General features: G+C 42.1%; 15 protein-coding genes. 7 read left to right on the top strand and 8 right to left on the bottom strand.

Annotated elements, in window-relative coordinates; all coding sequences use genetic code 11:
- The first annotated feature begins 81 nt into the window (after nucleotides 1-81).
- Entirely contained in the window at nucleotides 82-606 is a 525-nt protein-coding gene (locus IPP86_10165) for an RNA methyltransferase (protein ID MBL0138881.1), read from the top strand.
- Nucleotides 607-743: 137 nt separating this feature from the next.
- On the opposite strand, the gene IPP86_10160 is transcribed toward IPP86_10165, so the two are convergent.
- From IPP86_10160 to folK, 3 genes are all read right to left on the bottom strand, one after another.
- The gene (locus IPP86_10160) at nucleotides 744-2,213 is read right to left on the bottom strand and encodes an OmpA family protein (GenBank protein ID MBL0138880.1); all 1,470 of its coding nucleotides are present in this window, start codon (nucleotides 2,211-2,213) and stop codon (nucleotides 744-746) included.
- A 121-nt stretch (nucleotides 2,214-2,334) separates the two neighbouring features.
- Nucleotides 2,335-2,973 (bottom strand): deoxynucleoside kinase, encoded by a 639-nt coding sequence (locus IPP86_10155; protein MBL0138879.1) that lies wholly within the window; start codon nucleotides 2,971-2,973, stop codon nucleotides 2,335-2,337.
- An 85-nt stretch (nucleotides 2,974-3,058) separates the two neighbouring features.
- Entirely contained in the window at nucleotides 3,059-3,538 is a 480-nt protein-coding gene (gene folK, locus IPP86_10150) for a 2-amino-4-hydroxy-6-hydroxymethyldihydropteridine diphosphokinase (GenBank protein ID MBL0138878.1), read from the bottom strand.
- Nucleotides 3,539-3,904: 366 nt separating this feature from the next.
- Here folK and sppA point away from each other — a divergent pair, with 366 nt between their 5' ends.
- Nucleotides 3,905-5,677 (top strand): signal peptide peptidase SppA, encoded by a 1,773-nt coding sequence (gene sppA, locus IPP86_10145; protein MBL0138877.1) that lies wholly within the window; start codon nucleotides 3,905-3,907, stop codon nucleotides 5,675-5,677.
- A gap of 66 nt (nucleotides 5,678-5,743) precedes the next feature.
- Nucleotides 5,744-7,429, top strand: a complete 1,686-nt coding sequence (locus IPP86_10140; GenBank protein ID MBL0138876.1) for a DNA polymerase/3'-5' exonuclease PolX — start codon at nucleotides 5,744-5,746, stop codon at nucleotides 7,427-7,429.
- Nucleotides 7,430-7,478: 49 nt separating this feature from the next.
- Here the strand turns inward: IPP86_10140 and IPP86_10135 are convergent, their stop codons facing one another.
- Both IPP86_10135 and secDF read right to left on the bottom strand, forming a co-directional pair.
- The gene (locus IPP86_10135) at nucleotides 7,479-7,736 is read right to left on the bottom strand and encodes a twin-arginine translocase TatA/TatE family subunit (protein ID MBL0138875.1); all 258 of its coding nucleotides are present in this window, start codon (nucleotides 7,734-7,736) and stop codon (nucleotides 7,479-7,481) included.
- A gap of 204 nt (nucleotides 7,737-7,940) precedes the next feature.
- Nucleotides 7,941-10,952 (bottom strand): protein translocase subunit SecDF, encoded by a 3,012-nt coding sequence (gene secDF, locus IPP86_10130; GenBank protein MBL0138874.1) that lies wholly within the window; start codon nucleotides 10,950-10,952, stop codon nucleotides 7,941-7,943.
- 1,001 nt (nucleotides 10,953-11,953) lie between these two features.
- Here secDF and IPP86_10125 point away from each other — a divergent pair.
- Nucleotides 11,954-14,221, top strand: coding sequence for an aconitate hydratase (locus tag IPP86_10125; GenBank protein MBL0138873.1), 2,268 nt, complete (start codon nucleotides 11,954-11,956; stop codon nucleotides 14,219-14,221).
- 283 nt (nucleotides 14,222-14,504) lie between these two features.
- Nucleotides 14,505-15,920 carry an FAD/NAD(P)-binding protein gene (locus tag IPP86_10120; GenBank protein ID MBL0138872.1) on the top strand — a complete coding sequence of 472 codons (1,416 nt, stop codon included), beginning with the start codon at nucleotides 14,505-14,507 and terminating at the stop codon, nucleotides 15,918-15,920.
- A gap of 5 nt (nucleotides 15,921-15,925) precedes the next feature.
- Here IPP86_10120 and IPP86_10115 read toward each other — a convergent pair whose 3' ends face one another.
- Nucleotides 15,926-18,190: a T9SS type A sorting domain-containing protein gene (locus tag IPP86_10115; GenBank protein ID MBL0138871.1), complete on the bottom strand. Its 2,265-nt coding sequence runs from the start codon at nucleotides 18,188-18,190 to the stop codon at nucleotides 15,926-15,928.
- A gap of 195 nt (nucleotides 18,191-18,385) precedes the next feature.
- Between IPP86_10115 and IPP86_10110 the strand changes: the two genes are divergently transcribed.
- Nucleotides 18,386-18,874: a YajQ family cyclic di-GMP-binding protein gene (locus IPP86_10110; protein ID MBL0138870.1), complete on the top strand. Its 489-nt coding sequence runs from the start codon at nucleotides 18,386-18,388 to the stop codon at nucleotides 18,872-18,874.
- A 47-nt stretch (nucleotides 18,875-18,921) separates the two neighbouring features.
- Here the strand turns inward: IPP86_10110 and IPP86_10105 are convergent, their stop codons facing one another.
- Entirely contained in the window at nucleotides 18,922-21,372 is a 2,451-nt protein-coding gene (locus tag IPP86_10105; protein MBL0138869.1) for a phenylalanine--tRNA ligase subunit beta, read from the bottom strand.
- A 71-nt stretch (nucleotides 21,373-21,443) separates the two neighbouring features.
- A complete protein-coding gene (gene recG, locus IPP86_10100) occupies nucleotides 21,444-23,549 on the bottom strand; it encodes an ATP-dependent DNA helicase RecG (protein MBL0138868.1) in 2,106 nt (701 codons plus the stop codon).
- A 126-nt stretch (nucleotides 23,550-23,675) separates the two neighbouring features.
- On the opposite strand from recG, the gene IPP86_10095 reads away from it, so the two are divergent.
- Nucleotides 23,676-24,458, top strand: coding sequence for a rhomboid family intramembrane serine protease (locus IPP86_10095; GenBank protein MBL0138867.1), 783 nt, complete (start codon nucleotides 23,676-23,678; stop codon nucleotides 24,456-24,458).
- Nucleotides 24,459-24,533: the final 75 nt, after the last annotated feature.

The raw sequence follows: 24,533 nt of genomic DNA, 5'->3' as shown, positions 1-24,533 counted from the left end.
AAAGGTGTCTCCACCACGCCGGATTTAGTTTCTTCCTTCAACAAGATTTTGCTTCTTTGTAGCCGGTTAATTTAAAAAAGAATGCGCAAGATACGAAATGATGAGCTGGGACGTAAGTCTGTTGAGGAATTCAAACAAGCTCCAAAACGCCCCCTAATCCTGGTTCTCGACGATGTACGCAGCCTGAACAATATCGGCTCCATTCTGAGAACCGCTGATGCCTTCCTGTGTGAAGCTGTATACCTCTGTGGTATTACAGCATGTCCACCGCACAGGGAAATCCATAAAACCGCTCTGGGCGCTGAGGATTCCGTGAACTGGAAGTACTTTGAAAATTGCGCGGATGCTTTAAAGGATTTGAAATCAAACGGATTCACAATCGTGGCAATCGAACAGGCGGAAGGCGGAATTTCCCTCAAAGAATTTCAACCTGAAGCGAAAAAGAAATACGCTTATGTGCTGGGTCATGAAGTAAACGGAGTCAGTGAAAAAGCGCTCGCTATCTGTGACCTGGCTCTGGAAATACCACAGCAAGGCACGAAGCACTCAATTAACGTTGCCGTTTGTGCTGGGATTGTGGTGTGGGACTTTGTTTTGAAGGTATAAAGTATAAAGTAGAAGGTATAAAGTATAAAGTACGAGGGCAGTACCTTATACTTTATACTTTATACCTTATACCGAAACCCAAAATAAAATGGGAGCCCCTAAAAGAGACTCCCATTCTTTTTAATAGCATAAAGATCTTACTCGCCCACCTTAAAATCAACACGACGATTCATCGGATGATCTTTGGTGATTGGGTCTTTTTTACCAAGAGACATGATGGTCAGACGGCTTGCGTCGATACCATATTTTTTCACGAGGTGACTCTTCACGGCTTCAGCACGGCGTTTACCGAGTTTCACGTTGTAATCATCACTTGCACGTGAGTCGCAGTTACCACTGATTTCAAATTTGATATCCGGGTTATTGCGCATTACGAGAGCAATGGAAGCAAGTGTTTCATTGTATTTCGGAGCTATGATCGCGCTGTTTAGATCAAAGAAGATTGAAGGCAGGTAACCATTAGCCGCAAGTACTGAAGATGCTCCGCCTTTGTTAGCAGGGCCGGTAGGAATAGTCACACCTGTGTTTGTAACCAGACTGCCTTTTGCAGTAGAAGGTTCCATGTCATGACTGTCAGGAATACCGTCACCATCAGTATCAATTTCGTGACCGTTGGCATCAACTTTGGCTCCTTTAGCAGAGAATGGTTCAGTGTCGTTTACATCCGGAACTCCATCACCATCTGTATCCACTGATGTACCATCACCATATACTTTTGCTCCTTCCGGAGTATCGGGTTCGCGGTCGAACATATCGGCTACACCGTCTTTATCCTTATCACCACTCAGCATATCCACACGATCTTTCATGTCGTAGAGATCAGCATAAATAGTAGAGAGCGGGTTCACCCATTCGATCACTTTTTCTTTCGCACCGAAATGATAAGTCAATCCCAGATTGAAATAGTTGTAATTATCATTTTCTGATAACAAACGGTACCAACCGTCAAGCTTGTCGGAATTGGTTGTACGCAGACTGTATTCAGCATGCATAGAGAAGCTCTTGGTGAGTCTGTATTTCAAACCAACACCCACCGGAATGACAACTTCGGAAGTATTTTTATAATCGACATTATCCAGACGGCCGTCCTGAACATAGTAATTACCGTAAGTCAAACCTCCATCTTTTGAAGTAGTCGGAGAGAATTTAATCATACCGATACCTACATAACCGTAAATAGCCAGATTCGGAGTACGCTTAAGGAAAGCAACGTTACCAAATTGAAACAATGCGTTCAGGGTAACATCATAATCAATGTCAGTATTGAAACGATACAATGGTTTATTGCTGTCTTCCCCTTCGAGTTTAGCACGGATAAATTGAGCTTGTAAAGCGAAGGTGTGTGAAAAGAATTTCGTCACACTTACTCCGTAGCCCAGATGTTGTTTTGTATTGCTACCGTTGATATCGCTGGAAGCAATATCCGTGTTTGGAATACAAATACCTCCGTGAAGGGTAAGGTCCCATGTATTGAAATCACGGGAACGCGGCATTTTGCCACTTTTAATGTCAACGCGAATGCTGTCGCTATGAACAGTTTGTGCGAGTGTATGCTTGCTCAATACAAGGCATACAACAAGCATCCACAAGCGTGTAAAGATTCTCATATTTGAATTTTTTAGATACCAGTATGCATCCTTACGGTTAGAGCGAGACACATGTTGCAAAATTATCATTTCTACCTTACAAAACAAGCTAAAAATGGCTATGGTAGCGGGATTCCGAGAGTCAGGAACGGAGGATTACACGGTGAATTCCGGGGCTGTAATCAGCATTGATTAAATTCAGAATTTCCTGATAATCAATCGGATTTCCAACAAAATCAACCTCATTTGTATCGAGTACAAGTATCCGGATTCCGGTTTGTTGCTTGAAAAACTCCCAATACCCCTTTTCTAAGCTAAAAAGGTAATCATCGGCAATATTTTGCTCATAATCGCGTCCTCTCTTACGGATATTTGCCTTCAAATTCGAGACATCCTTGTGCAAATAAACGAGCAAATCAGGCTTTGGAAGATGTGGATTGATGATGTGAAAAAGACGTTGATACAACTGGTACTCATCATCCTTTAGGGTAATATTTGCAAAAATCAGGGACTTGCTCAGTATATAATCCGAAATAGTCTGCTGTCTGAACAATTCCTGAGGAGCCAATTCATCATTTAGTTGCTGATACCGATCCGCGAGAAAAGACAATTCCAATGGAAAAGCATAACGCTGCGAATTTTCATAAAACAAAGGAAGAAATGGATTGTCGGCAAAACGCTCCAGAATCAGGCGGGTATTAAATTGCCCTGCGATTTTTGTCGCCAGTGAAGTTTTACCCGTTCCAATATTTCCCTCGATTACGATGTAATCGTATTTCAGACGCTCTTGCAATGGATTAAAATATTTCCTTGAATAAAAATCTCAATTTCAGACTCTGTTATTTTCAATTAATTCTTCCCCCGATTTATTTCTGATGAACATCCAGTGGATCATCCACCTCACGCAAAAGTTGTCCCACACTTTTTCCGATTTCCGGGTGAATATAATGAGGGATCAGTTCTGCCAAAGGCACCAGGGTAAATTTTCGTTCATGCAAATGTGGATGCGGAACATCCAATCCGGGAACATGAATCACGTCATTGTCGAAGAACAAAATATCAATGTCAATAATTCTGGGCTCCCATTTTCCTGCTCTTACACGTCCCATATCCGATTCAACCTCAAGAATCTTTCGCATCAATACTTCTGCCGATAGAGATGTCGAAACCAACAAAACCTGGTTCAGATAAGGTCCCTGATCTTCCTTTCCCCAGGCTTGTGTTTCATACACTGAAGATTTCTGCTCTAACAGACCGATTTCCCGCGAAATCATCCGCATGGCTGTATCCAGGTTTAAATTCCTGTCGCCTAAATTGGTCCCCAATAAGAGCAACGTCTTGTGCATGAGATTTGGCTTCAAACCTAAGGAATTCTCAGGATCTGCCAACCGTTTTTCTCCTATAAACAGAAGCCTTTGATTCCCTTACAGTTATTTTTTGAACCAGAGAGAAAAGAAATCGGAAATCCCGAACAAGAGCCTTTATTCAATTGAATATTTTATTGACTCAGGCTCATAAACTGAACAATTGCAAATTATCAGTTGCCCTAAAGATGTTCCAAACAGACATTTTACGTAACTTGTAAGCGTCAACAAAAGGTAAAACTTTCACTCGAATTTAAAATCACAACAATTTCGAAAGTAGTGTGAAAATAATTTTCATTCCCGGTCCGGTTTTAAAGGAAAAATGTAATCCAAACTAAAATACAAAAGATGAAAGAGTTCTTCAAATTCATGTTTGCTTCAATGCTTGGTTTTTTTCTTTCAATCATGGTGATCTTCGTGATCTCACTGTTTTTGATCGCAGGCATATTATCCGCAGTAAAAAGCGATACTGAAATTTCCATCGACGACAATTCTATTCTGGAAATTACCCTCAACTATCCGATACGGGAACGATCCGCTAACAATCCATTCGAAGGATTTAGCTTCGGAAATTTAATTCCGGAGCGCGATATGGGTCTTGACGATGTATTAAAAAACATCCGTAAAGCAAAAAATGATCCGAAGATCAAAGGGATCTTTCTAAACCTCTCCGGCGTTCAGACCGGTCTCGCCACAGTAGAAGAAATCCGTAATGTGCTCCTTGAATTCAAGGAGAGCAAAAAATTCATTTACGCCTATGGTGAAGAACTCAGCCAGGGAGCTTATTACATTGCTTCCGTCGCTGATCGCATTTACCTCAACCCGCAAGGAAGTGTCGACTTCAAAGGATTACATGCGGAGCTGATGTTTTTTAAAGGTGCATTGGAAAAACTGGAAATCGAACCGCAGATTATACGGCATGGAAAATTCAAAAGCGCGGTTGAACCATTTCTCCTTGATAAAATGAGCCCGGAAAACAGGGAACAAATTGACGCATTAATGACCTCAATATGGTCTGATGTTCTGACCAATCTTGCTGTCGCACGTAAAATGAGTACCGATCAACTCCAGGAAATCGCGGATCAGTTTTCAAGTCGTTCCGCTAAAGGCGCTTTGGCTGCAGGCATGATTGATAAGATCGCTTATTACGACGAAGTGCTGAGTGATTTGAAAAAAGCTTCCGGTCGCGGTGAAAAAGAAAAAGAAAGATTCATCACCCTGCGCAAATACAACAAAGCATTTGTAAAATCCGATAAAGAATGGTCCAACCAAAAAATCGCGGTCATTTACGCAGCCGGTGATATTGTGAGTGGAAAAGGACAGGAAGATGAAATAGGTTCAGAGCGTCTCGCCGATGCCATCCGTAAAGCAAGAGAAGATTCTTCGATCAAGGCAATTGTCCTGCGTGTGAATTCACCCGGAGGAAGCGCGCTCGCTTCTGATGTAATCTGGAGAGAAACAGTACTTGCCAAAAAAGTGAAACCATTTATAGTTTCGATGGGTGATTACGCCGCTTCCGGAGGCTATTACATCTCCTGCGCCGCTGACACCATCGTGGCCGAGTCCAATACGATTACCGGATCTATCGGTGTATTCGGACTGATGTTTAATGCACAGAAATTATTCAACAACAAACTGGGAATCACTTTTGATACAATAAAAACAGCTCGTTTCGCTGACATCGGATCGGGTACCCGTGCAATGCGCGATGATGAACGAAGCATTATTCAGGATCAGGTAGAAAACATTTATGACGACTTTATTACTCACGTTTCTGAAGGTAGAAAAATCAGCAAAGCGCAAGTGGACAGTATTGGCCAGGGTCGCGTTTGGAGCGGCACCGATGCAAAACGTCTCGGTCTGGTTGATGTTATAGGTGGAATTGAAACGGCGATCAACATCGCGGCAAAAAAAGCACACCTGGATAATTACAGGACGATCGCTTTACCTGAACAAAAGGAATTCCTTGACAAACTTCTGGAAGACATGAATACAGAGGTACGAAGTGGAATAGTGAAAGAAGAACTGGGCGACAGCTATCGCTATTACAATAATCTGAAAGACCTTGTTCGCCAGAATGGCATCATGGCCAGGATGCAGGTTGGGTTGGAGATCGAATAAAGTGAACTAAACATGCTCTGATATTTTTCGATTTAAAGAAATTTCACCCCTAGAATTTCATTGATTATGTCAAACAAAGAACTCGCCAAAGCATTTAAGCTCACAGCACAGCTGATGGAGCTGCATGACGAGAATCCTTTCAAGATCCGGTCGATTCAGAATGCTGCATTCAAGCTGGAACGTCATCCTGTTCCTATAGAAACTTTGGATCCAAATGAAATTGGAAGTATTGAAGGAGTTGGAAAAAGTATTCAAACAAAAATCACTGATTTACTGACAAAAAATTCCTTTCCTGAAATGGATGAAATGCTCAAACTCACTCCCAAAGGAGTGATTGACATGCTTTCCATCAAAGGTATCGGGCCCAAAAAAGTAAGAACACTCTGGAAAGAACTGGGTATTGAATCTACAGGCGAACTACTTTATGCCTGTAATGAGAACAGGTTGGTTGAATTGAAAGGTTTCGGATCCAAAACTCAGTTGCAAATCAAACAGGCAATTGAATACATGGAAGCGAACCAGGGAAAATATCTTTTCGCTGTCATTGAACCAATCGCTCAGCAAATCTTGCAGGACATCCGCAATAGCGGAATCGCTGAAGAATGCTCCTATACCGGTGAATTCAGAAGAAAACTGGAAATACAGGAAAAGATCGAGCTTGTACTGGTCCCAAAAGAAATTTCTGCTGTATTGGATTTCATTTCCTCTCATCCACTTATTGATAAAGATTCCATCAGGTCTAATGAAATTGAAATTGCCGCTGTGATTGCAGGGAAATTACCTTTGATTATTTTCATCTCTGATCATGACCATTATGCTTCCCTCCTCTTTCGGACAACAGCAAATCCGGAACATCTTGAACTGCTCCTGGAAAAATACAAACTAACGATTCCGGAAATTTCTGAATCGGAAAATGATATTTATGCCCTTGCAAACCTCCCCTACTTTGAACCGGAATTGCGTGAAGGACGCTCAGAATTTTCATTGATTGAAAATGGAAAGCTGCCTACACTCATTGAGGAAAAAGATCTGAAAGGAATTCTGCATAACCATACTACTTATAGCGATGGAGCTCATACGCTGGAAGAAATGGCGGTGTATTGCAAAGGACTGGGTTACCAGTATCTCGGTATTTGTGATCACAGCAAAAGCGCATTTTACGCGAATGGTTTGCAGCCTGAACGGATTTTAAAGCAACAAGAAGAAATTGATGTCCTGAATTCAAAACTTGGTCCATTCAAAATTTTCAAAGGAATTGAATCCGATATCCTGAACGATGGCTCACTGGATTATCCTGATGAAATTTTAAATAGTTTTGATTTCATTGTCGCTTCCATTCATTCAGGATTAAGAATGGATAAGGAAAAAGCGACGCAGCGCCTGTTAAAAGCAATTGAAAATCCTTACACCACCATTCTGGGTCATCCCACCGGACGTTTGTTACTCGCGCGGGAAGGTTATCCAATCGATCATCAGAAGATCATTGATGCTTGCGCAGCCAATGGAGTTATCATTGAATTGAACGCAAACCCCTATCGATTGGATCTTGACTGGAGATACATTCCTTATGCATTAGATAAGAATGTCATGATTTCTATTAATCCGGATGCACACCGTACTGAAGGTTACCACGATATGCATTATGGTGTTTGCGTGGCAAGAAAAGGAGGCTTGACAAAGTCCTCTACATTTAACGCTTTTTCATTGGAAGAAATCGAAAAGCGCTTCCTCGCAAAAAAAGGAAGCAGATAAGAATACAAACAATTTTCTTTACGATAGGAAGAATCAGTACAGGGAAATTTTATTCCTGAATTTTCTTAGGTTCTTCCGGTGTAGTCGTTGCAGGTGGAGTAACAGCAGGAGTTTTTGCAGGAGGCGCATCATTGGCAGCATTTCTCACTTCACTTTCAATTCCGCTCATAGCGTCTTTGAATTCACGCATCCCTTTTCCAAGACCTTTTGCCAGTTCAGGAATTCTCTTGGATCCAAAAAACAAAAGGACTACCAGCAGGATTACGAAAATTTCACCACCGCCGAGGTTGAGGAATAAGAGTGTCATGGCTTTTTATTTTGTACAAAGATATTTCAAAATGATGAAGCAAGGATGTTTTCAGAATGAATTTAAAAGGGGATAATTCGTGATTCGGCTGAGAAATCAATGATTTCTAAAAACCTTTAACAATTACCCTCAGAAACCTCCTTAAAAACAATGAGGCCCGTATGCTTACGCTTACGGGCCTCAGGTATTATCGAATTTTATTGATTAAGCCTTGGGCTCTTTCTTGCTGAAATCAACCACAATCGGAGTCGCAATGCAAATAGAGGAATAAGTTCCGATGACGATACCGATCAACAATGCAAAGGTAAATCCTCTGATTACTTCTCCACCAAAAATGAAGATCGCAAGCAGTACGAAGAAGATCGTAAGGGAAGTATTGATAGTACGGCTGAGGGTTGCGTTCAAGGCATCATTGATGACTTTCTTCTGATCGGCCGCATGGTGGTGTACACCTACGAATTCTCGTATCCGGTCAAACACCACGACAGTATCTGTCATGGAATACCCCATTACCGTCAGAATCGCGGCGATGAATGCCTGGTCTATTTCGAGTGAGAATGGAAGAACTCCATTGAAAATAGCGAAGAAGGACAGTACCACAATCGCATCATGCAAGAGAGCGACTACCGCACCCAAACCATATTGCCATTTTTTGAACCGGATCCGGATGTAGATAAACATAAGGATAGATGCTACGAGTATGGCCCACACCGCGGAAGACTTGATATCATCGGCAATTGTTGGTCCTACTTTCTGAGAACTCAGAATCTTGTAGGTATAACCCGGAATGGCCTTCAGTCCTTCATTGAGTTTATCACTTACTTTTTGTTCAGCATCAATAGATTGATCATCGATCAGATAAGTAGTGGTGATTTTCACCTGGCTGGATGCACCGAATGTTTTCACTTCCGGTGATTTTGCCAGTGGTCCTTTCAAAGCGTCGATCACCTGTACAGTAGGAATTTCCTTATCGAAACGCACCACATAAGTACGACCTCCCTGGAAATCCACCCCGAAATTGAGACCCTTCATCATGAAGGCTACGATACCGAGAATGATGATAGAACTTGAAATCACATAATAAATCTTTCTCTTTTCAACGAAATTGATGTGGATGTTTTTGAAAGCACCTTTTGTCGCGTTGTTCCAGAAACGAACTTCTTTGTTTCTTCCAAGCATCCAGTCAAAGATCAGACGGCTGATAAAGATCGCACTGAAAAGTGAGGTAAGGATACCTACAATCAACGTCGTTGCGAATCCCTGGATCGGACCTGTACCAAATACGTAAAGGATAATACCAAGGATAAGTGTTGTGATGTTGGAGTCGATGATGGAAGAATACGCGTGTTTGAATCCGTCGCTGATCGCGAGTCGGATACCCTTACCAAGTGCAAGCTCTTCCCGAACACGTTCAAAGATCAGGATGTTCGCATCCACGGAGAGACCGATCGTAAGTACAATACCCGCGATACCCGGCAGTGTGAGTACCGCTCCGAGTGAAGCAAGGATACCCATGATGAAGAATACGTTGGCGAAAAGTGCTACGTCGGCGATAAGACCCGCATTGCTGTAATAAGATACCATGAACAGCAACACAAGGATGAGGGCGATCACGAAGGATAACAATCCTGAATTAATCGCTTCCTGTCCGAGAGTCGGTCCAACAACAGTGTCCTCTACTATACGTGCAGGTGCAGGCAGTTTACCTACTTTCAGAATATTCGATAAGTCATCCGCTTCTTCCAGTGTAAAGTTTCCGGTAATACTTGAACTACCTCCGGCGATTTCCTGGATTACATTCGGGAATGAATATACATATTCATCAAGAACGATCGCGATGGATTTATTTACGTTGTCATGCGTCAAACGCTTCCACACACGTGCACCTTCCGCATTCATCGTCATACTGATTTCCCAGTTGTCGGTGAACTGACCTTTTTGTTTACGTGCATCCACAACAGCAGAACCGTCGAGTGGAGCCTGGAAATCACGGGTGGGCATGCGGATCGCAACCAACTGAACAACCTTGCCTTCTTTATCGATTGGCTTAACTGACCAAAGCGCTTTAAATTCACGAGGGAATTTAGAACGCACCTGCTCCATCTGGAGATAGTGATTCACGGTAGCAGTATCTTTTACAAAAGAGGAACCGATAACCGGACCTTTGCGTAATTCGTTCTGATTTTTTTCGTTCGGCTGAACCGCAGGAGAAAGAACAGCAAACAGAGGGTTGTCTTTAGCGAACTGTTCAAATGATTGTCCGGCCTTAGTTGTGTCCTGCGAAGCAGAATCTTTTTTGTCAGCAGAAAGCTGCGACATCAGATCTTTTTTCGTTGTATCAGCTGCTGCGGTATCGTTGGTAAGACTAGCTGATTTCAATGTATCTGTGTTCAGATTCAGTGAATCAGTGATAATTGGTTTAGCGTTGGCGAGGGAAGCCGAATCAGCGCTTACAATTGCTTTGAGCGCATTGTTCGCCTGCTCCAGTATCGGATACAAATCACGGTTGTCGTATGTTTCCCAGAATTCAAGTTTCGCTGTTCCCTGAAGAAGTTTACGTACACGATCCGGTTCTTTGATACCAGGCAATTCGACGAGGATACGTCCATTGCCAAGTTTTTGTACGTTCGGTTGTGTTACACCGAATTTATCGATACGTGTTTTGAGGATCTGGTAAGTACGATCGAAAGCGGCGTTAGCTTCTTTCTGAATCACTGCTTTTACCTCAGCATTTGTCGAATTGAAATTGATACGATCCTGAAGTTCTTTTGTCGCGAAGATGGCGGCAAGTTTTCCGTTCGGATCGAGTTTCTGAAATTCATCCACAAACAAGGACACGAAATCTTTTTGACTATTCGCCTGAGCGGCCTGAGCATTCGCGAGTGCTTTGTTGAAAGTACCGTCATTGCTGTTGTTGGCCATTGAACGGATGAGGTCAACGAGGGAAACTTCCATCGTTACGTTCATACCACCCTTCAGGTCAAGACCGAGGTTGATTTCGTTTTCCTTACATTTCTTGTAAGTGAGACCGAGTAGCGGGTACACCGGCTGGGTGTTGATCGAATCGAGGTAGGCTTTTTCCTTCGCCGGATCTCCGTTTGCGTATTCTCTTGCGTCATTCTCAACTCCCCGTGTAATAAACGTGAACGAAAGCTGGTACAAACAGACCAGAGCCAGAAGAATCGCAAATAACTTTACAGCGCCTTTGCTTTGCATGGATAATGAAGTAGTTTAATTAATAAGTAAACAGGTAATTTTTTTGAGCGTGCAAAGATAGAATAAGCAGCGTAATTTCCAATTTAAGCTAAAAACGCATTTAGGGTCTAAAATTGCCTATAAAAAGGGTTGACGGTATTTTCTACCGTCCTTTAAAAACCTCGAAAAACCAAAAAATCAGTGTTTATCCGTACTCAGGCTAGTGCTATAAGGCTCATTTTGTGGCAATTGCACTTTCTTTGAGAATAAGCTGATTGCAAAAAACAACAGGATATAAAAAACGAATACACCGATACGGTAAACAGTTTTTTCCGGGATCCCGAATATTTTGCGGGGTTTTTCCTGAAAAAAAGAAGAGGAAGAGTAATTTTCTTGCATGAAAATATTTTCTCTTGGATACGTTTCATCCGATTTGGACGATCCCTCAAGATGTTCTCTTTTGTTGCAGAAGTAAGAACCGGTGAATTTGTTTATTCAACATCAGGAAAAACAGGGTCAAATTGAACATAAAACGGCTTTGTCGGCTAAATTGGCTACAAAGGAAACTGTAAGTTTCTGGATATTATTCCGAAATGCCTGAATGCAGATATTTTCAGTAATTAATTGAAAATCTGACCAAGGAAGTCAAGATTCACTTGCTGTTTTTTAAGAATATAGTAAAGCAGAATAGAGCAAAATACCAGCTGGAACAAGAGGAAAGTAACCGTGAAAACCTTTCCGCGCATTTGATAGTATTTCCTTAAGTATCGTTGTGGCATCGGATCTTCCTTCATGAACAATACAAAATTAGTCTGCCAGGAAAGATTTGGTTTGAAATATGAAACGATTCCTTACAAAACAGATCGAAAGATTTTATTAAAACAAAGCCGGAAGGTTATTTGGAACGATGGAAAATCAATGAGTTAATTCCTCCACATTTACCGACACAAAATTTCCCGATAAAATAATCAGTCTAATCCCTTCCATATTTTGTAACTTGCAGCCATAAAAACAAGAAAAAAATGGCTTTTGATGTTGACATGGTAAAAGCTGTATATGCTCACCTGGGTGAGCGCATCGCAGCAGCAAGAAAATTGACAGGACGTCCTTTGACGCTGACCGAAAAAATTCTCTACTCCCATCTTTCTGAAGGGATGCCAGCCAAACCGTTTGAACGCGGTAAATCATACGTTGATTTTAACCCTGATCGTGTTGCCATGCAGGATGCAACCGCTCAAATGGCTTTGTTACAATTTATGCAAGCCGGAAGAATGAAAGTCGCTGTACCTTCCACGGTGCACTGCGATCACCTCATTCAGGCTAAAACCGGTGCCGTTGAAGATTTAAATACAGCTCTTGACAAGAATAAGGAAGTCTATGATTTTCTCGCTTCCGTTTCGAATAAATACGGAATCGGATTCTGGAAACCGGGTGCAGGAATTATACACCAGGTAATCCTCGAAAATTATGCTTTCCCGGGTGGAATGATGATCGGAACTGATTCTCACACCGTGAACGCGGGTGGGCTTGGAATGATCGCGATCGGAGTTGGTGGTGCGGATGCATGCGACGTGATGGCAGGACTTCCATGGGAATTGAAATTTCCTAAATTGATCGGAGTAAAACTCACAGGCAAATTGAACGGATGGGCTTCCGCGAAAGATGTTATTCTGAAAGTAGCCGGTGTACTCACTGTAAAAGGTGGTACCGATAAAATCCTTGAATATTTTGGTCCGGGTGCCGACAGTCTTTCCTGTACAGGAAAAGGAACTATTTGCAACATGGGTGCTGAAATCGGAGCGACTACTTCCATTTTCTGTTACGATAAAAAAATGGCTGATTATCTCAGCGGAACAGGAAGAGCTGAAATCGCAACTGCTGCAAACGCTGTGGCCGAACATCTTCGCGGGGATAAAGAAGTTTATGAAAATCCGGAAAAATATTTTGATGAAGTCATTGAAATAAATCTCGATGAACTCGAACCGCATATCAATGGTCCATTTACTCCCGATCTGGCCTGGCCGCTTTCAAAATTCGCGCAGGCAGTGAGAGACAACGGATGGCCTGCTACCCTTGAAGTTGGTCTTATTGGTTCTTGCACGAATTCATCCTACGAAGACATCATGCGTGCAGCTTCACTTGCAAAGCAGGCAGTTGACGCGGGTATCAAAGCAAAATCGGAATTCACCATTACACCGGGCTCCGAACAGGTACGATTTACTGTTGAGCGCGATGGTTTCCTCGGAACGTTTGAAAAAATGGGTGGTGTTGTACTTGCAAATGCATGTGGTCCATGCATCGGACAATGGGCACGACATACTTCTGATCCGAACAGAAAAAATTCCATCATCACTTCCTTCAACAGGAATTTTGCAAAACGTAATGATGGAAATGCGAATACACATGCCTTTGTTGCTTCCCCTGAAATTGTCACCGCACTCGCGATCGCCGGAGATCTTACTTTCAATCCGATGACCGATTCACTTACAAATGCAAAGGGAGAAAAAATAAAACTGAAAGCTCCTGAAGGTTTGGAAGCTCCTGCCAATGGTTATGCGGTTGAAGATGCCGGTTATCAGGAACCCGCACGCGACGGAAGTAAAGTTCAGGTGCTGGTCTCCCCTACTTCTGAACGTTTGCAATTACTGGACGCTTTCCGTCCATGGGAAGGAACGGACCTGAACGGATTAAAGCTTCTGATAAAAGTAAAAGGAAAGTGTACTACAGATCATATCTCCATGGCAGGACCATGGTTGAAATTCCGCGGTCACCTCGACAACATCTCCAACAATATGTTGATCGGAGCGATGAATTCCTTTAATGAAAAAACAGATTCAGTTAAAAATCAACTGTCCGGAGAGTATGGTTCGGTTCCTGCTGTTCAACGTGCGTACAAAGCAGCCGGTATCGGAACTATCGTTGTCGGAGATGAAAACTATGGCGAAGGTTCTTCACGTGAACATGCTGCCATGGAACCGCGACATCTCGGTGTACGTGCAATCCTCGTAAAATCATTTGCCCGGATTCACGAAACAAATCTAAAGAAACAAGGTATGCTCGCGCTTACCTTCGCTGACAAATCTGATTATGATAAAATCCGCGAAGACGATAGCATCGATATTGTTGGCCTCACTTCTTTCGCTCCCGGAAAACAATTAAGCATCCGTTTGAATCACAAAGACGGAACGAGTGAACAATTCAATGTGAATCACACCTACAATGAAAACCAGATCGAATGGTTCAAAGCAGGAGGAGCATTGAATATCATCCGTTCGCAGGTAAATGCATAATAATTTGAATTGTAAAAAAGCTGCCCTTACAGGCAGCTTTTTTTTTGAACTTTTTATTTGATTTCTACACGATTAATTCAGAATTCAGTTTTTATTTCAGGAAACTGATTTTTCTCATTGTCAAATGAAGTGATTCTTCAGGTTGCATATCATTAAATTTAATGGAAAAAAAATAAGCGCCCCACAATAAATTAGTACATTCGTCATCACTCAACCCAACGGTAAAAAGGCCAAAAAGTAAAAAAAATAATTAAAGGACATTTTACCGATTTTTTTTGAGCTTATGAGCCCTTCAACAAACCAAAACCCGGCACACCATGCACTTCACGTCGCGATTATCGGCGGAGGCTTCTGCGGTGTAATGACATTGATTCATTTATTAAAAACAGCCAGATCTCCTTTACACATCACACTGGTCCATCATACGGATCTGCTCGCCAAAGGAATTGCATACGATACTTATTCCGACGAGCATGTACTGAATGTAGAAGCAAGGAATATGAGTGCTTTTCCGGATGAGCCTGATCATTTTGTCAACTGGTGCAAACAATCCGATCTCTGTTCCTCCTATCCAAAAGAGCAGCTTCCATTTCTGTATCTGCCAAGGAATATTTATGGCAAATATCTATCGCAGGTGTATCATGATGCTTTACTGCACATTCCGAATCAGGTAAATTTATATTTCACTCACGCGGAAGCGACGGACATGCAAAAAGAAGGTGATCATTACCGGATTTTTTGCAGCGACGGAACTTCTGTACTTGCGCACAAAGTTGTGATTGCAACAGGTAACCACTTGCCCGGTCACAGCGCGTTGAACGACAAAACCATTGTTTCGAATCCAAAGTATTTTCCAAACCCCTGGACGGAAAATGCTGTTCTTGGTCTGGATGGTTCCGCACCTGTTTTCATTATCGGAACAGGTCTCACTATGGTGGACGTTGTGATTGGATTGCAGGAAAAAAAATTCAGTAATAAAATTTACGCGCTTTCACCGAAGGGATTTAATATCCTTGCTCATCGTCCGCATCATCCTCAGCGTGAAATCCTGGATGAACTCGCCCCACCCTATGAACTTGAAAAACTCGTACAACTGTTTCGCAAATATGTACGCAAAGCCTGGAAACACGGAGAAAGCGGAGAAACTGTTGTGGATGCTGTTCGTTCAAAAACGCAGGAGATCTGGCAATCATTAGACCTGAAAGATAAACAACGCTTCATGTCCCATGTACGCCATCTTTGGGGCGTCGCGCGTCACCGTTTACCCGGACATATTCATAACCAGGTCCAGGATCTGATCAAAGAAGGACGATTGGAAATTATCGCAGGAAGGATTCTGGAAGTGTATGATGAAAACAACCAGCTCGCTATTAAAATAAAACGCAGAAAGAGCCAGACAGAAGAAACGCTTCGTGTCGCGCGTGTCATCAATTGCACCGGACCTCAAACGGATATCCGCAAATTTGATTCACAACTTTTCAAAAATCTTCTGAAAAAGGAAATCATTTCTCCTGATGAAATGTTTCTCGGCGTACACGCAACTTCAGAGGGTCAGATCATTCAAAAAGACAATACTCCGTCATCACAGTTGTTCGTGCTTGGTTCTTTGTTAAAAGGAAAATTGTGGGAAAGCACAGCTGTACCTGAATTGCGCAAACAGTCGAAAAATCTAGCCGCTATTCTTCTCAGCGAAAACTAAACTGCTTACCGGTTTCCTGTCACAAACAATTTCCTGCTGATACTCGCGTCCTTACTGTTCAGTTGGAGCAGATACATTCCTGCCGACCAGGAAGAAATTTCCACAACAAGATCTCCATTGAGCGCACTGGAGAAATAAACTTCTTTTCCAAGACTATTGAAAATTCGAACACTTGAATTCTCATCAGGATTGAGGTGATAAAACCGCAAACGTATTTCAGAAGTAGCCGGGTTTGGAAATACCTCGAATGATGGACGAACATTTTTTACTTCCTGAACAGAAACAAACGGATCGTGCATATAGAAAACATGTGCTCCGCCGGTGGCATGACCGATAATCAGATCGGAAAGGTTATCACCGTTGAGATCTCCTCCACTCACTGTGAGGTTGTATTTGATCCGGTTGGATTCTGCCGGATGATATACTGAATCAAGAAGTGTAAAACAACCATTGAGATTATTGTCAATGTTTCCATACATATATACATTCCCTGCCATGTTGGAAACCATGAGTCTGTACTTTCCGGAAGTATCATAAACATATGGCGTAGTATACCCATCCGGGAAACCTGAAGCCTGGCGAATGATACATCCCAATGTATCGTTGGTGGGTAGGTTTGAAAAAAACGCGCTGGTAATTGTACCAATATTCTGATAATAATTGACGAAACCATTTTTCTCTCCTATAACGAGATCAAGTTTTCCGTCGCGGTCGAGATCGACAATTTGCGGCGTACTTGAACCACCGACATCAATTCCCATATAGTTTGGAACGGCCAACTGGAAATTAGAAGGATTGCCTGCACCACCGGCATTGTTGAAGTACTGCAGTTTTCCGTCATCTGTTCCAAGTATCATGTCCTTGTCGCCATCATTATCCAAATCACCGAATGCCGGATACAATGGAGCGGTATAATTCAGGGAGCTGATGTTCGCCACATCATTTGTAATCAAATCGAAAGAAGGGTGCGTAGTTGTTCCTGAATTTTTATACAAATACAAACTTGTTTTATAAGAGAGCGATGTATTCTCATACGCACTGGAGCCCATGACAATGTCCAACAATCCATCATTATCGTAATCAACCAATACAGGACTTGCATTCTCACCTACATCGATGGTATTGTCCTGCAAAAACGAAGCGCCCTGAAAATGAAAAACAGGACTTGAATTTGTTCCTGAATTTTTGTACCACCACAAGCCGTGAAGATTTTCATATTCATCAGGCATAACGATTAAATCTTTTTTACCATCATTGTTCAGATCAATGTAAGCGTGAAAATGAAAGCCGTTAAAAAATGCAGATACATCTGTTGAGGGAAAATCAATATCCTCTGTATCCATCTCGGCTGAGGATGGTGTTCCTCCGTTATGAACCATCAAAGTGTTCTGCGAAGAGATGTCTCCTACAAGCAACTCCTTGTCACCGTCACCATCAAGATCTATCGGAAATATACTGGAAATAGTATCGTCCCTTCTTGCCGCATCGGAAGGATTGTATTCCAGCGGATCAGCGCCATCCGGTTCAACATGAGGACCGGCAGTACGGCAGGGACAATGAAAACAACCGACAGAATTTGTTCCGCCAATCAACAAAGCGAAATTACCCCAGCATCCTGATCCATAAACAAATTTGAGTGAATCACAATTCCCATAGGTCTCCATGGACATATTCTGATGGTAGACGATTCTTCCATCAGGTACAGAATTGTACCCGAGAATGTCCATATCCCCATCGTTGTCAAGATCAGAAAATGCAGGTAACGACACACCACTTGCAAATACATTCGTTGTAATACTCCCGAACTGCTCCTCCAAAAACGGATCCACAAGTGTCCATTGCAAACCGGTGCCTATGGTAAAATCATTCCGATAAACAGCAATTCCCGAAGGCAATACGGAAGACAAAGTCATCAAATCAGCTTTGCCGTCGCAGTTGTAGTCGTATAAAAAAGCCCACTTATTAATAGGAGGAAATTGTTTTGCATACTGAGGAGCATAAATCCAGGCTGCAACCGATGTATCACCATTATTCAGGTATGTGAGAACGCGATTATTGTCTCGCTCATACATGAAGATATCATGCAATCCATCTCCGTTTAAATCAATTTCACTCATCAAAGGAAAATTGATACCACCAGTCCAGGGATTTAATAACTGTGACGACCCAACCCGAACCGGAATTGAATCATTCCTGTCAAAACGATACTGTGCCGATAATTGCAAAAATCCGGCAGTAAATGCAAGGAGAAACAGTAAGACTTTTTTCATACTTCAAAGATAATGAATTTGAATAGATTAATCCTTACACAACTGACCATGAGTCTCACTGAATTATTTAATTTTTCAGTCCAAACGATCCACTCTCCTTCCTGAAAAATATTTTACATTAGCTTTACAAAATCATACTCGTCCACACAGAAGGCTATTCTAAATTCTAAATTCTAAACTCTAAACTCTACAACAATGCCCTCCTTCGATATCGTCAGTAAAACGGATGTTCAAAAACTCGACAATGCAATTAATGTTGCCAGCAAGGAAATAACCACACGTTTTGATTTTAATCATAGCAAAACAACCATTGAGCTGGACAAAAAAACAATGATGATTCATGTGCTGACAGAAAATGATATGCGCATGAAAACAGTCGAAGGCATTATCATCGCGCGCATGGTGAAGCAAGGCTTGGATACGCAGGCATTGGATTTCGGAAAAGAGATCTATGCCTCGGGCAACATGGTAAAAAAAGATATCAAGGTAAAACAGGGTATCGATAAAGACACAGCAAAGAAGATCGTAAAAATCATCAAAGACAGCGGAAAAAAAGTTCAGGCGTCCATCATGGATGAACAGGTGCGTGTAACCGGAAAAAAGATCGACGATTTACAGGAGGTCATCGCGCTGATGGAGAAATCCCCTGTGGGAATTCCTTTGCAGTTTGATAATTATCGATGAAATATTTTATAAAAGATATATTCAAAGAAACTACCAAATTCATTTTATCACGCCTTGCGTATAATCGCTCCCGCTTCTTTTTCCAAAGCAGACATCAATTTCTCCATCGTCTTATCGATTTGTTTTTCGGTAAGCGTCTGTTCATCATCATTCAATAAAAAAGTCACGGCATAAGATTTCTTTCCGGCTTCGATTTTATCTCCCTGATAAACGTCGAACAAACGAAGCTCGCGCAGCAGTTTTCTTTCGGTTTTGTAAGCTATGGCTTCAATCTGCGCATACGTCATTTGTCTGTCTATGAGCATTGACAAATCTCTTCTGACTACAGGGAATTTTGAAACCTCCGTGTACTGTACCGGTTTTTTCGCGGCTAGTTTCACCAAACGATCCCAGTCAAAATCAGCGTAAAATACTTCGTTGGAAATATCGAAAGGCTTAAGCTGATTTTTCCGGATTGAACCGAAAGTAACAAGTGTTTTATTTCCGGATCTGAAAGTAAGTCCGCTTGACAAGAATGAATCTGAATACAACTCTGAAGTCAGATTGCCCTCTTTAATTCCACAGATAGCCAGAATATTTTCAACATAAGCTTTAAGGAAATAAAAGCTCAGCGCCGTATTAGTTCCATTCCATCTTTCTTCAGTTTTTTTACCTGTGGCAAATAAGGAGAGATGATAAGTTTCGGAATATCCGGTCTCCGTTTTGGAATACGATTTGCCGAATTCAAACAACTGCAAATCCGCATGCTTACGGTTACGATTGTATTCGATGGCTTCAAGACCGGTATACAGCATGTTCCTTCTCAGAATTTCAAGATCCTGACTGAGCGGGTTCATGATTTTTACATTTTCCTCATGATTCCATCCTGCTAATTCCGTGTAGCGTGATTTTGAAAGCGAATTGGAAAGAATTTCATTAAAACCATTTCCGGCAAGGTAATCGCTGACTTTATTTATCAGTCTGTCGCGATCAAAATCGACGATTGCCGGGAGAGACATGTTGAGCTTGGAAGGAATTGGAATGTTGTTGTATCCGTACACTCGGAGAATCTCTTCCACTACATCTACAGGTCTGGTGACATCCACTTTGTAAGTTGGAACACGAAGCAACAATTCCTTTTCATTTTCAGAAATAATCTCAAGACCCAAAGCAGTAAGTATTTTTTTCACTCTGCTCTTGTCCAATGAATCACCGGAAAAACGATCCAGATAATCCAGGTTGAGATTAATTTCATGTGGCTTCACCGGAGTCGGGTAAATATCCACGATATCAGAACTGATCTTTCCACCGGCAATTTCTTTGATTAATAAGGCTGCACGTTTCAATGCATAAATGGTTATTTCCGGATCAGTACCTCGTTCAAAACGGAAAGAAGCATCGGTTTTCAAACCATGATGCTTGCTTGTTTTTCTCACCGATGCAGGATTGAAATACGCACTTTCAAGAAACACCGAAGTGGTAGACTCTTTGATACCCGAACCGATTCCTCCGAACACACCGGCAATACACATTGCATTTTCAGCATTACATATCATCAGGTTTCCCGGAACAAGAGTTCGTTCCACGTTATCAAGGGTAACAAACTTCTCCCCTTCCTTTGCGGAACGAACAATTACTTTTCCTCCTTTGATTTCAGCAGCATCAAATGCGTGCAATGGTTGCCCGCATTCGTGTAGCACATAATTTGTGATGTCCACGATGTTGTTGATCGGACCAACACCTATTGACTTTAATCTGTTCTTTAGCCAGTCAGGACTTTCCTGCACCTTCACGCCACTAATGGTGATTCCGGAATAACGCGGGCAAGCCTCCGCATCCGCGACTTCAACAGCGATGGGAAGATTTTTATTGTCGATCGAAAATTGATTAACAGTAGGACGTATGATATCCGGAACACTTTGTTTCGTATCAATCGCCTTATTCATTAACACAGCATGCAGATCGCGTGCAACACCAAAATGTGAAGCAGCATCCGCGCGATTGGGAGTAAGTCCGATTTCCAGAACAAGATCATTTTCCACCTTGAAAAACTCAGCTGCAGTCATACCAACTCTGGTGTTTTCAGGTAAGACCATTACACCTGCATGTGAAGTTCCGAGACCGATTTCATCTTCGGCACAAATCATTCCTTCTGAAACTTCTCCTCGGATTTTTGACTTTTTTATTTCAAACGGTTCACTGCTGACAGGAAAAAGCTTTGCTCCTACTTTTGCAACAATCACTTTCTGTCCGGATGCGATGTTTGGAGCGCCACAAACAATCGGCAGCAAAACACCGTCACCGGTATCAACAGTAGTCAGGCTGAGTTTATCCGCATTGGGGTGCTTAGTGCAAGTTTTAACTTCACCAACAAAAAGTCCTTCCAATCCGCCTTTCATGGATTGAAATGCCTCGACATTCTCCACTTCGAGTCCGCAATGTGTCAACAAATAAGAAGTTTCTTCAACGGAATTTGTAACCGGAAGATATTCTTTAAGCCAGTTATAGGATATTTTCATAGAAATTCAGCAGCCGGTCTGCGGCCGGCACAAAGATAGAGTTATGAATGAAATAACAGAACCCGAATGAATCAGCTGATGCGGCTCCAATTGCCGGAGCGTTTCATGATCATATGCAGCTTTTCCCTAATCATCTGGTTTCCGGGAGCCTGAAAATGAGGGTCTTCTTTTAGTAATTGGATTCCGGCATCCCTTGCCATCATTACAATCTGCTGGTCTTTTGAGATATCCGCAAGTTTCAGATCCAGCATACCGCTCTGTCGGGTACCTTCAGTATCGCCGGGTCCCCGAAGCTGCAAATCCGTTTCGGCAATTTTGAAACCGTCATTGGTGTCACACATGGTTTTGATCCGGAGACGGCCATCATTTCCCAGTTTATTTCCGGTCATTAGAATACAATAGGATTGATCAGCTCCTCTCCCGACGCGGCCACGCAATTGATGAAGTTGTGAGAGCCCGAATCGTTCTGCATTTTCGATTACCATGACCGAAGCATTTGGAACATTTACGCCAACTTCGATTACGGAAGTAGCAACCATGATATGTGTTTCCTTTCGGAGAAAGCGCTGCATTTCAAAATCCTTATCGGCAGCTTTCATTTTTCCATGGACAATACTGACCCTGTATTTCGGTGCAGGAAAATCTTTGCAAATAGCATCGTATCCATCCTGCAGATTTTTCAGATCCATCTTTTCCGATTCTTCAATCAATGGATAAACGACATAGACTTGTCGGCCCATTTCGATTTCCTTTTTCAAAAATCCCCAGACCTGCAAACGGTGGGAGTCCGTACGATGAACCGTTTTTACTGGTTTTCTTCCGGGTGGCATTTCATCGATCACAGAAACATCGAGGTCGCCATAAAGGGTCATTGCAAGTGTACGAGGAATGGGAGTCGCTGTCATCACCAAAACATGCGGTGGCTGATGACTTTTTGTCCATAATCGGGATCTTTGTTCTACTCCAAAACGATGCTGCTCATCGATAACCACGAATCCAAGTTTTTTGAATTGGACCTGATCTTCAATGAGCGCATGTGTGCCGATCAGAATCTGAATGGTACCGTTTTTTAACTGCTCATGAATTTTTCTTCTTTGAGCCGTTTTTGTGGACCCGGTAAGTAAGGCGATCTGAATGCCCAATTCTCCCAAAAGCGAGGAAAGACTTTCGGCATGCTGGTTGGCAAGGATTTCTGTCGGAGCCATGAGACTCGCCTGGTAGCCGTTGTCGATGGCGATGAGCATGCACATGAGTGCAACCATTGTTTTTCCCGAACCTACATCACCCTGAAGCAATCGGTTCATTTGCTTGCCAGTGCCACAATCCTGTCGTATTTCACGGATCACTCTCTTTTGCGCCTCAGTAAGAGGAAATGGAAGCAATTCTTTATAAAATTTATTAAAATAGTCGCCAACTGTTCCGAATGAAAAACCTTTGTATTTTTCTGTTCGCAATAATTTCTGAGAGAGCAATTTCAACTGCAGATAAAACAATTCTTCAAATTTTATTCTGACTTCCGCCTTTTTTTGTAGTTGAGTATTTCCGGGAAAATGAATGTTTGAATAGGCATCCTTTCGACTCATCAAATGATGATGATGCAAAATATCTGCTGATAATGTTTCAGGCAAAGTGCTTGGAAACATGAGCTGAAGGTTTTTTTGCAACCGAAGAATGGCTTTACTGTCAAGTCCTTTTGCTTTTAGCTTTTCAGTAGAATTATATACAGCCTGTAAAGTAGACGCGACAGATGTTGCGGCTTCAGAAGCTAATTCCAACTCAGGATGAATGATGTTGAATTGTCCGTTAAATTCAGAAGGCTTTCCAAAAAGGATATAATCCGTATTCAACTTTACCGAAGAAAGTATCCATTTTGCCCCCTGGAACCATTTGAGTTCAATACTTCCTGTTCCGTCTTCGAATTTTCCGGTGAGATATTTTCTTCGTTTATCACCCTTCATCAGGAGACTTTTAATCTGTCCTTTCAGCTGAATGTATGGCAATTCGGCAGATACTTCCCTGACGGTATAAAACTTGGTACGGTCGACGTATCGAAAAGGAAAATGCTGGAGCAAATCACCAAAAGTGAAGATGCCCAATTCCTTTTTGAGTGCTTCAGCCCTTTGAGGACCTACTCCTTTGAGGAATTCAATGGAAGTATCGAGGAAATCCGAATGCATTTGCTGACAAAAATACACTTTGTGATCCAATGCCAGAACTGCACGAAAGCAGGAAAATGAACCCCGCGATTGAATATCTTTGATATTTTTCAAACGAGGGTAAACTGACAAACAGAAACCATTCACTTGAACATACCGGAAAATATTCCCCTCACTCCTGTAATGGAGGATCATTCAAAAGGCACTACAACCCGACATGCCATTTTGTTTCCTTTGCTTTTTGTCGCCTTTCTGTGGCTACTTGAAGGACTTGAAACTTATTTTAAATTCAGACCGGTGGAATTGGGAATTATACCGAGGACATTCGACGGACTTCTGGGTATTTTCACAGCACCCTTTATTCATGCCGGTGTAGACCATTTGCTCAGCAACTCCTTACCCTTGATCGTAGTAGGCACCGGATTATTGTATTTCTATCGTAGTATTGCCCAAAGGGTAATTGTTATGATCTGGCTGTTCACGGGATTCTGGGTTTGGTTGGGAGCCAGACCGGAACCTCATATTGGTGCCAGTGGATTAATTTACGGCTTTGTGGTATTTCTTTTTTTCAGTGGTTTACTTCGAAGAGACACAAGACTCATGGCAATTTCGATGCTGGTAACATTTCTATACGGCAGTATGGTTTGGGGAATTTTACCAATAGATCAGAGTATTTCCTGGGAATCACATTTCTTTGGTTCCGTTGCCGGATTGTTCACTGCAATTTATTATCGTAAAGAAGGTCCTCAACGTCCCAAATCTCAGTGGGAAATTGATGAAGAAAACGGAAAAGCGGATGAACCTGAATATGGTCCTTTTGAGAATACAAATTTGCCGTCGCAAACTGAGAATCCGCCTTTGAAAATCACCTATGAATACAAAGAAAAGGAACAAAATGCAGGAGCAGAAAAGGATTCCAGACCTTCCTGACACTCACTTTTCATAGAGGTTTTTCAACATTCCTTTCCTGATAAGTTTTACCGTTTTTTAAGGGAGTAAGGTATG

The sequence above is a fragment of the Bacteroidota bacterium genome (genome assembly GCA_016720935.1).
Lineage (GTDB): Bacteria > Bacteroidota > Bacteroidia > AKYH767-A > 2013-40CM-41-45 > JADKJP01.
Note: the sequence above shows the minus strand (reverse complement) of the source record. Positions and strands in the feature narration are given on the sequence as shown.

Coding starts and splice junctions, on each gene's coding strand:
- IPP86_10160 (MBL0138880.1), bottom strand. CDS start 2,213: ATGAGAATCTTTACACGCTTGTGGATGCTTGTTGTATGCCTTGTATTG.
- secDF (MBL0138874.1), bottom strand. CDS start 10,952: ATGCAAAGCAAAGGCGCTGTAAAGTTATTTGCGATTCTTCTGGCTCTG.
- IPP86_10120 (MBL0138872.1), top strand. CDS start 14,505: ATGAGCCCTTCAACAAACCAAAACCCGGCACACCATGCACTTCACGTC.
- IPP86_10105 (MBL0138869.1), bottom strand. CDS start 21,372: ATGAAAATATCCTATAACTGGCTTAAAGAATATCTTCCGGTTACAAAT.
- IPP86_10165 (MBL0138881.1), top strand. CDS start 82: ATGCGCAAGATACGAAATGATGAGCTGGGACGTAAGTCTGTTGAGGAA.
- IPP86_10115 (MBL0138871.1), bottom strand. CDS start 18,190: ATGAAAAAAGTCTTACTGTTTCTCCTTGCATTTACTGCCGGATTTTTG.
- IPP86_10135 (MBL0138875.1), bottom strand. CDS start 7,736: ATGACACTCTTATTCCTCAACCTCGGCGGTGGTGAAATTTTCGTAATC.
- recG (MBL0138868.1), bottom strand. CDS start 23,549: ATGCATTCGGATTTCCTCGATACTTCCATTGAATTCCTCAAAGGAGTA.
- IPP86_10140 (MBL0138876.1), top strand. CDS start 5,744: ATGTCAAACAAAGAACTCGCCAAAGCATTTAAGCTCACAGCACAGCTG.
- IPP86_10110 (MBL0138870.1), top strand. CDS start 18,386: ATGCCCTCCTTCGATATCGTCAGTAAAACGGATGTTCAAAAACTCGAC.
- sppA (MBL0138877.1), top strand. CDS start 3,905: ATGAAAGAGTTCTTCAAATTCATGTTTGCTTCAATGCTTGGTTTTTTT.
- IPP86_10125 (MBL0138873.1), top strand. CDS start 11,954: ATGGCTTTTGATGTTGACATGGTAAAAGCTGTATATGCTCACCTGGGT.
- folK (MBL0138878.1), bottom strand. CDS start 3,538: ATGCACAAGACGTTGCTCTTATTGGGGACCAATTTAGGCGACAGGAAT.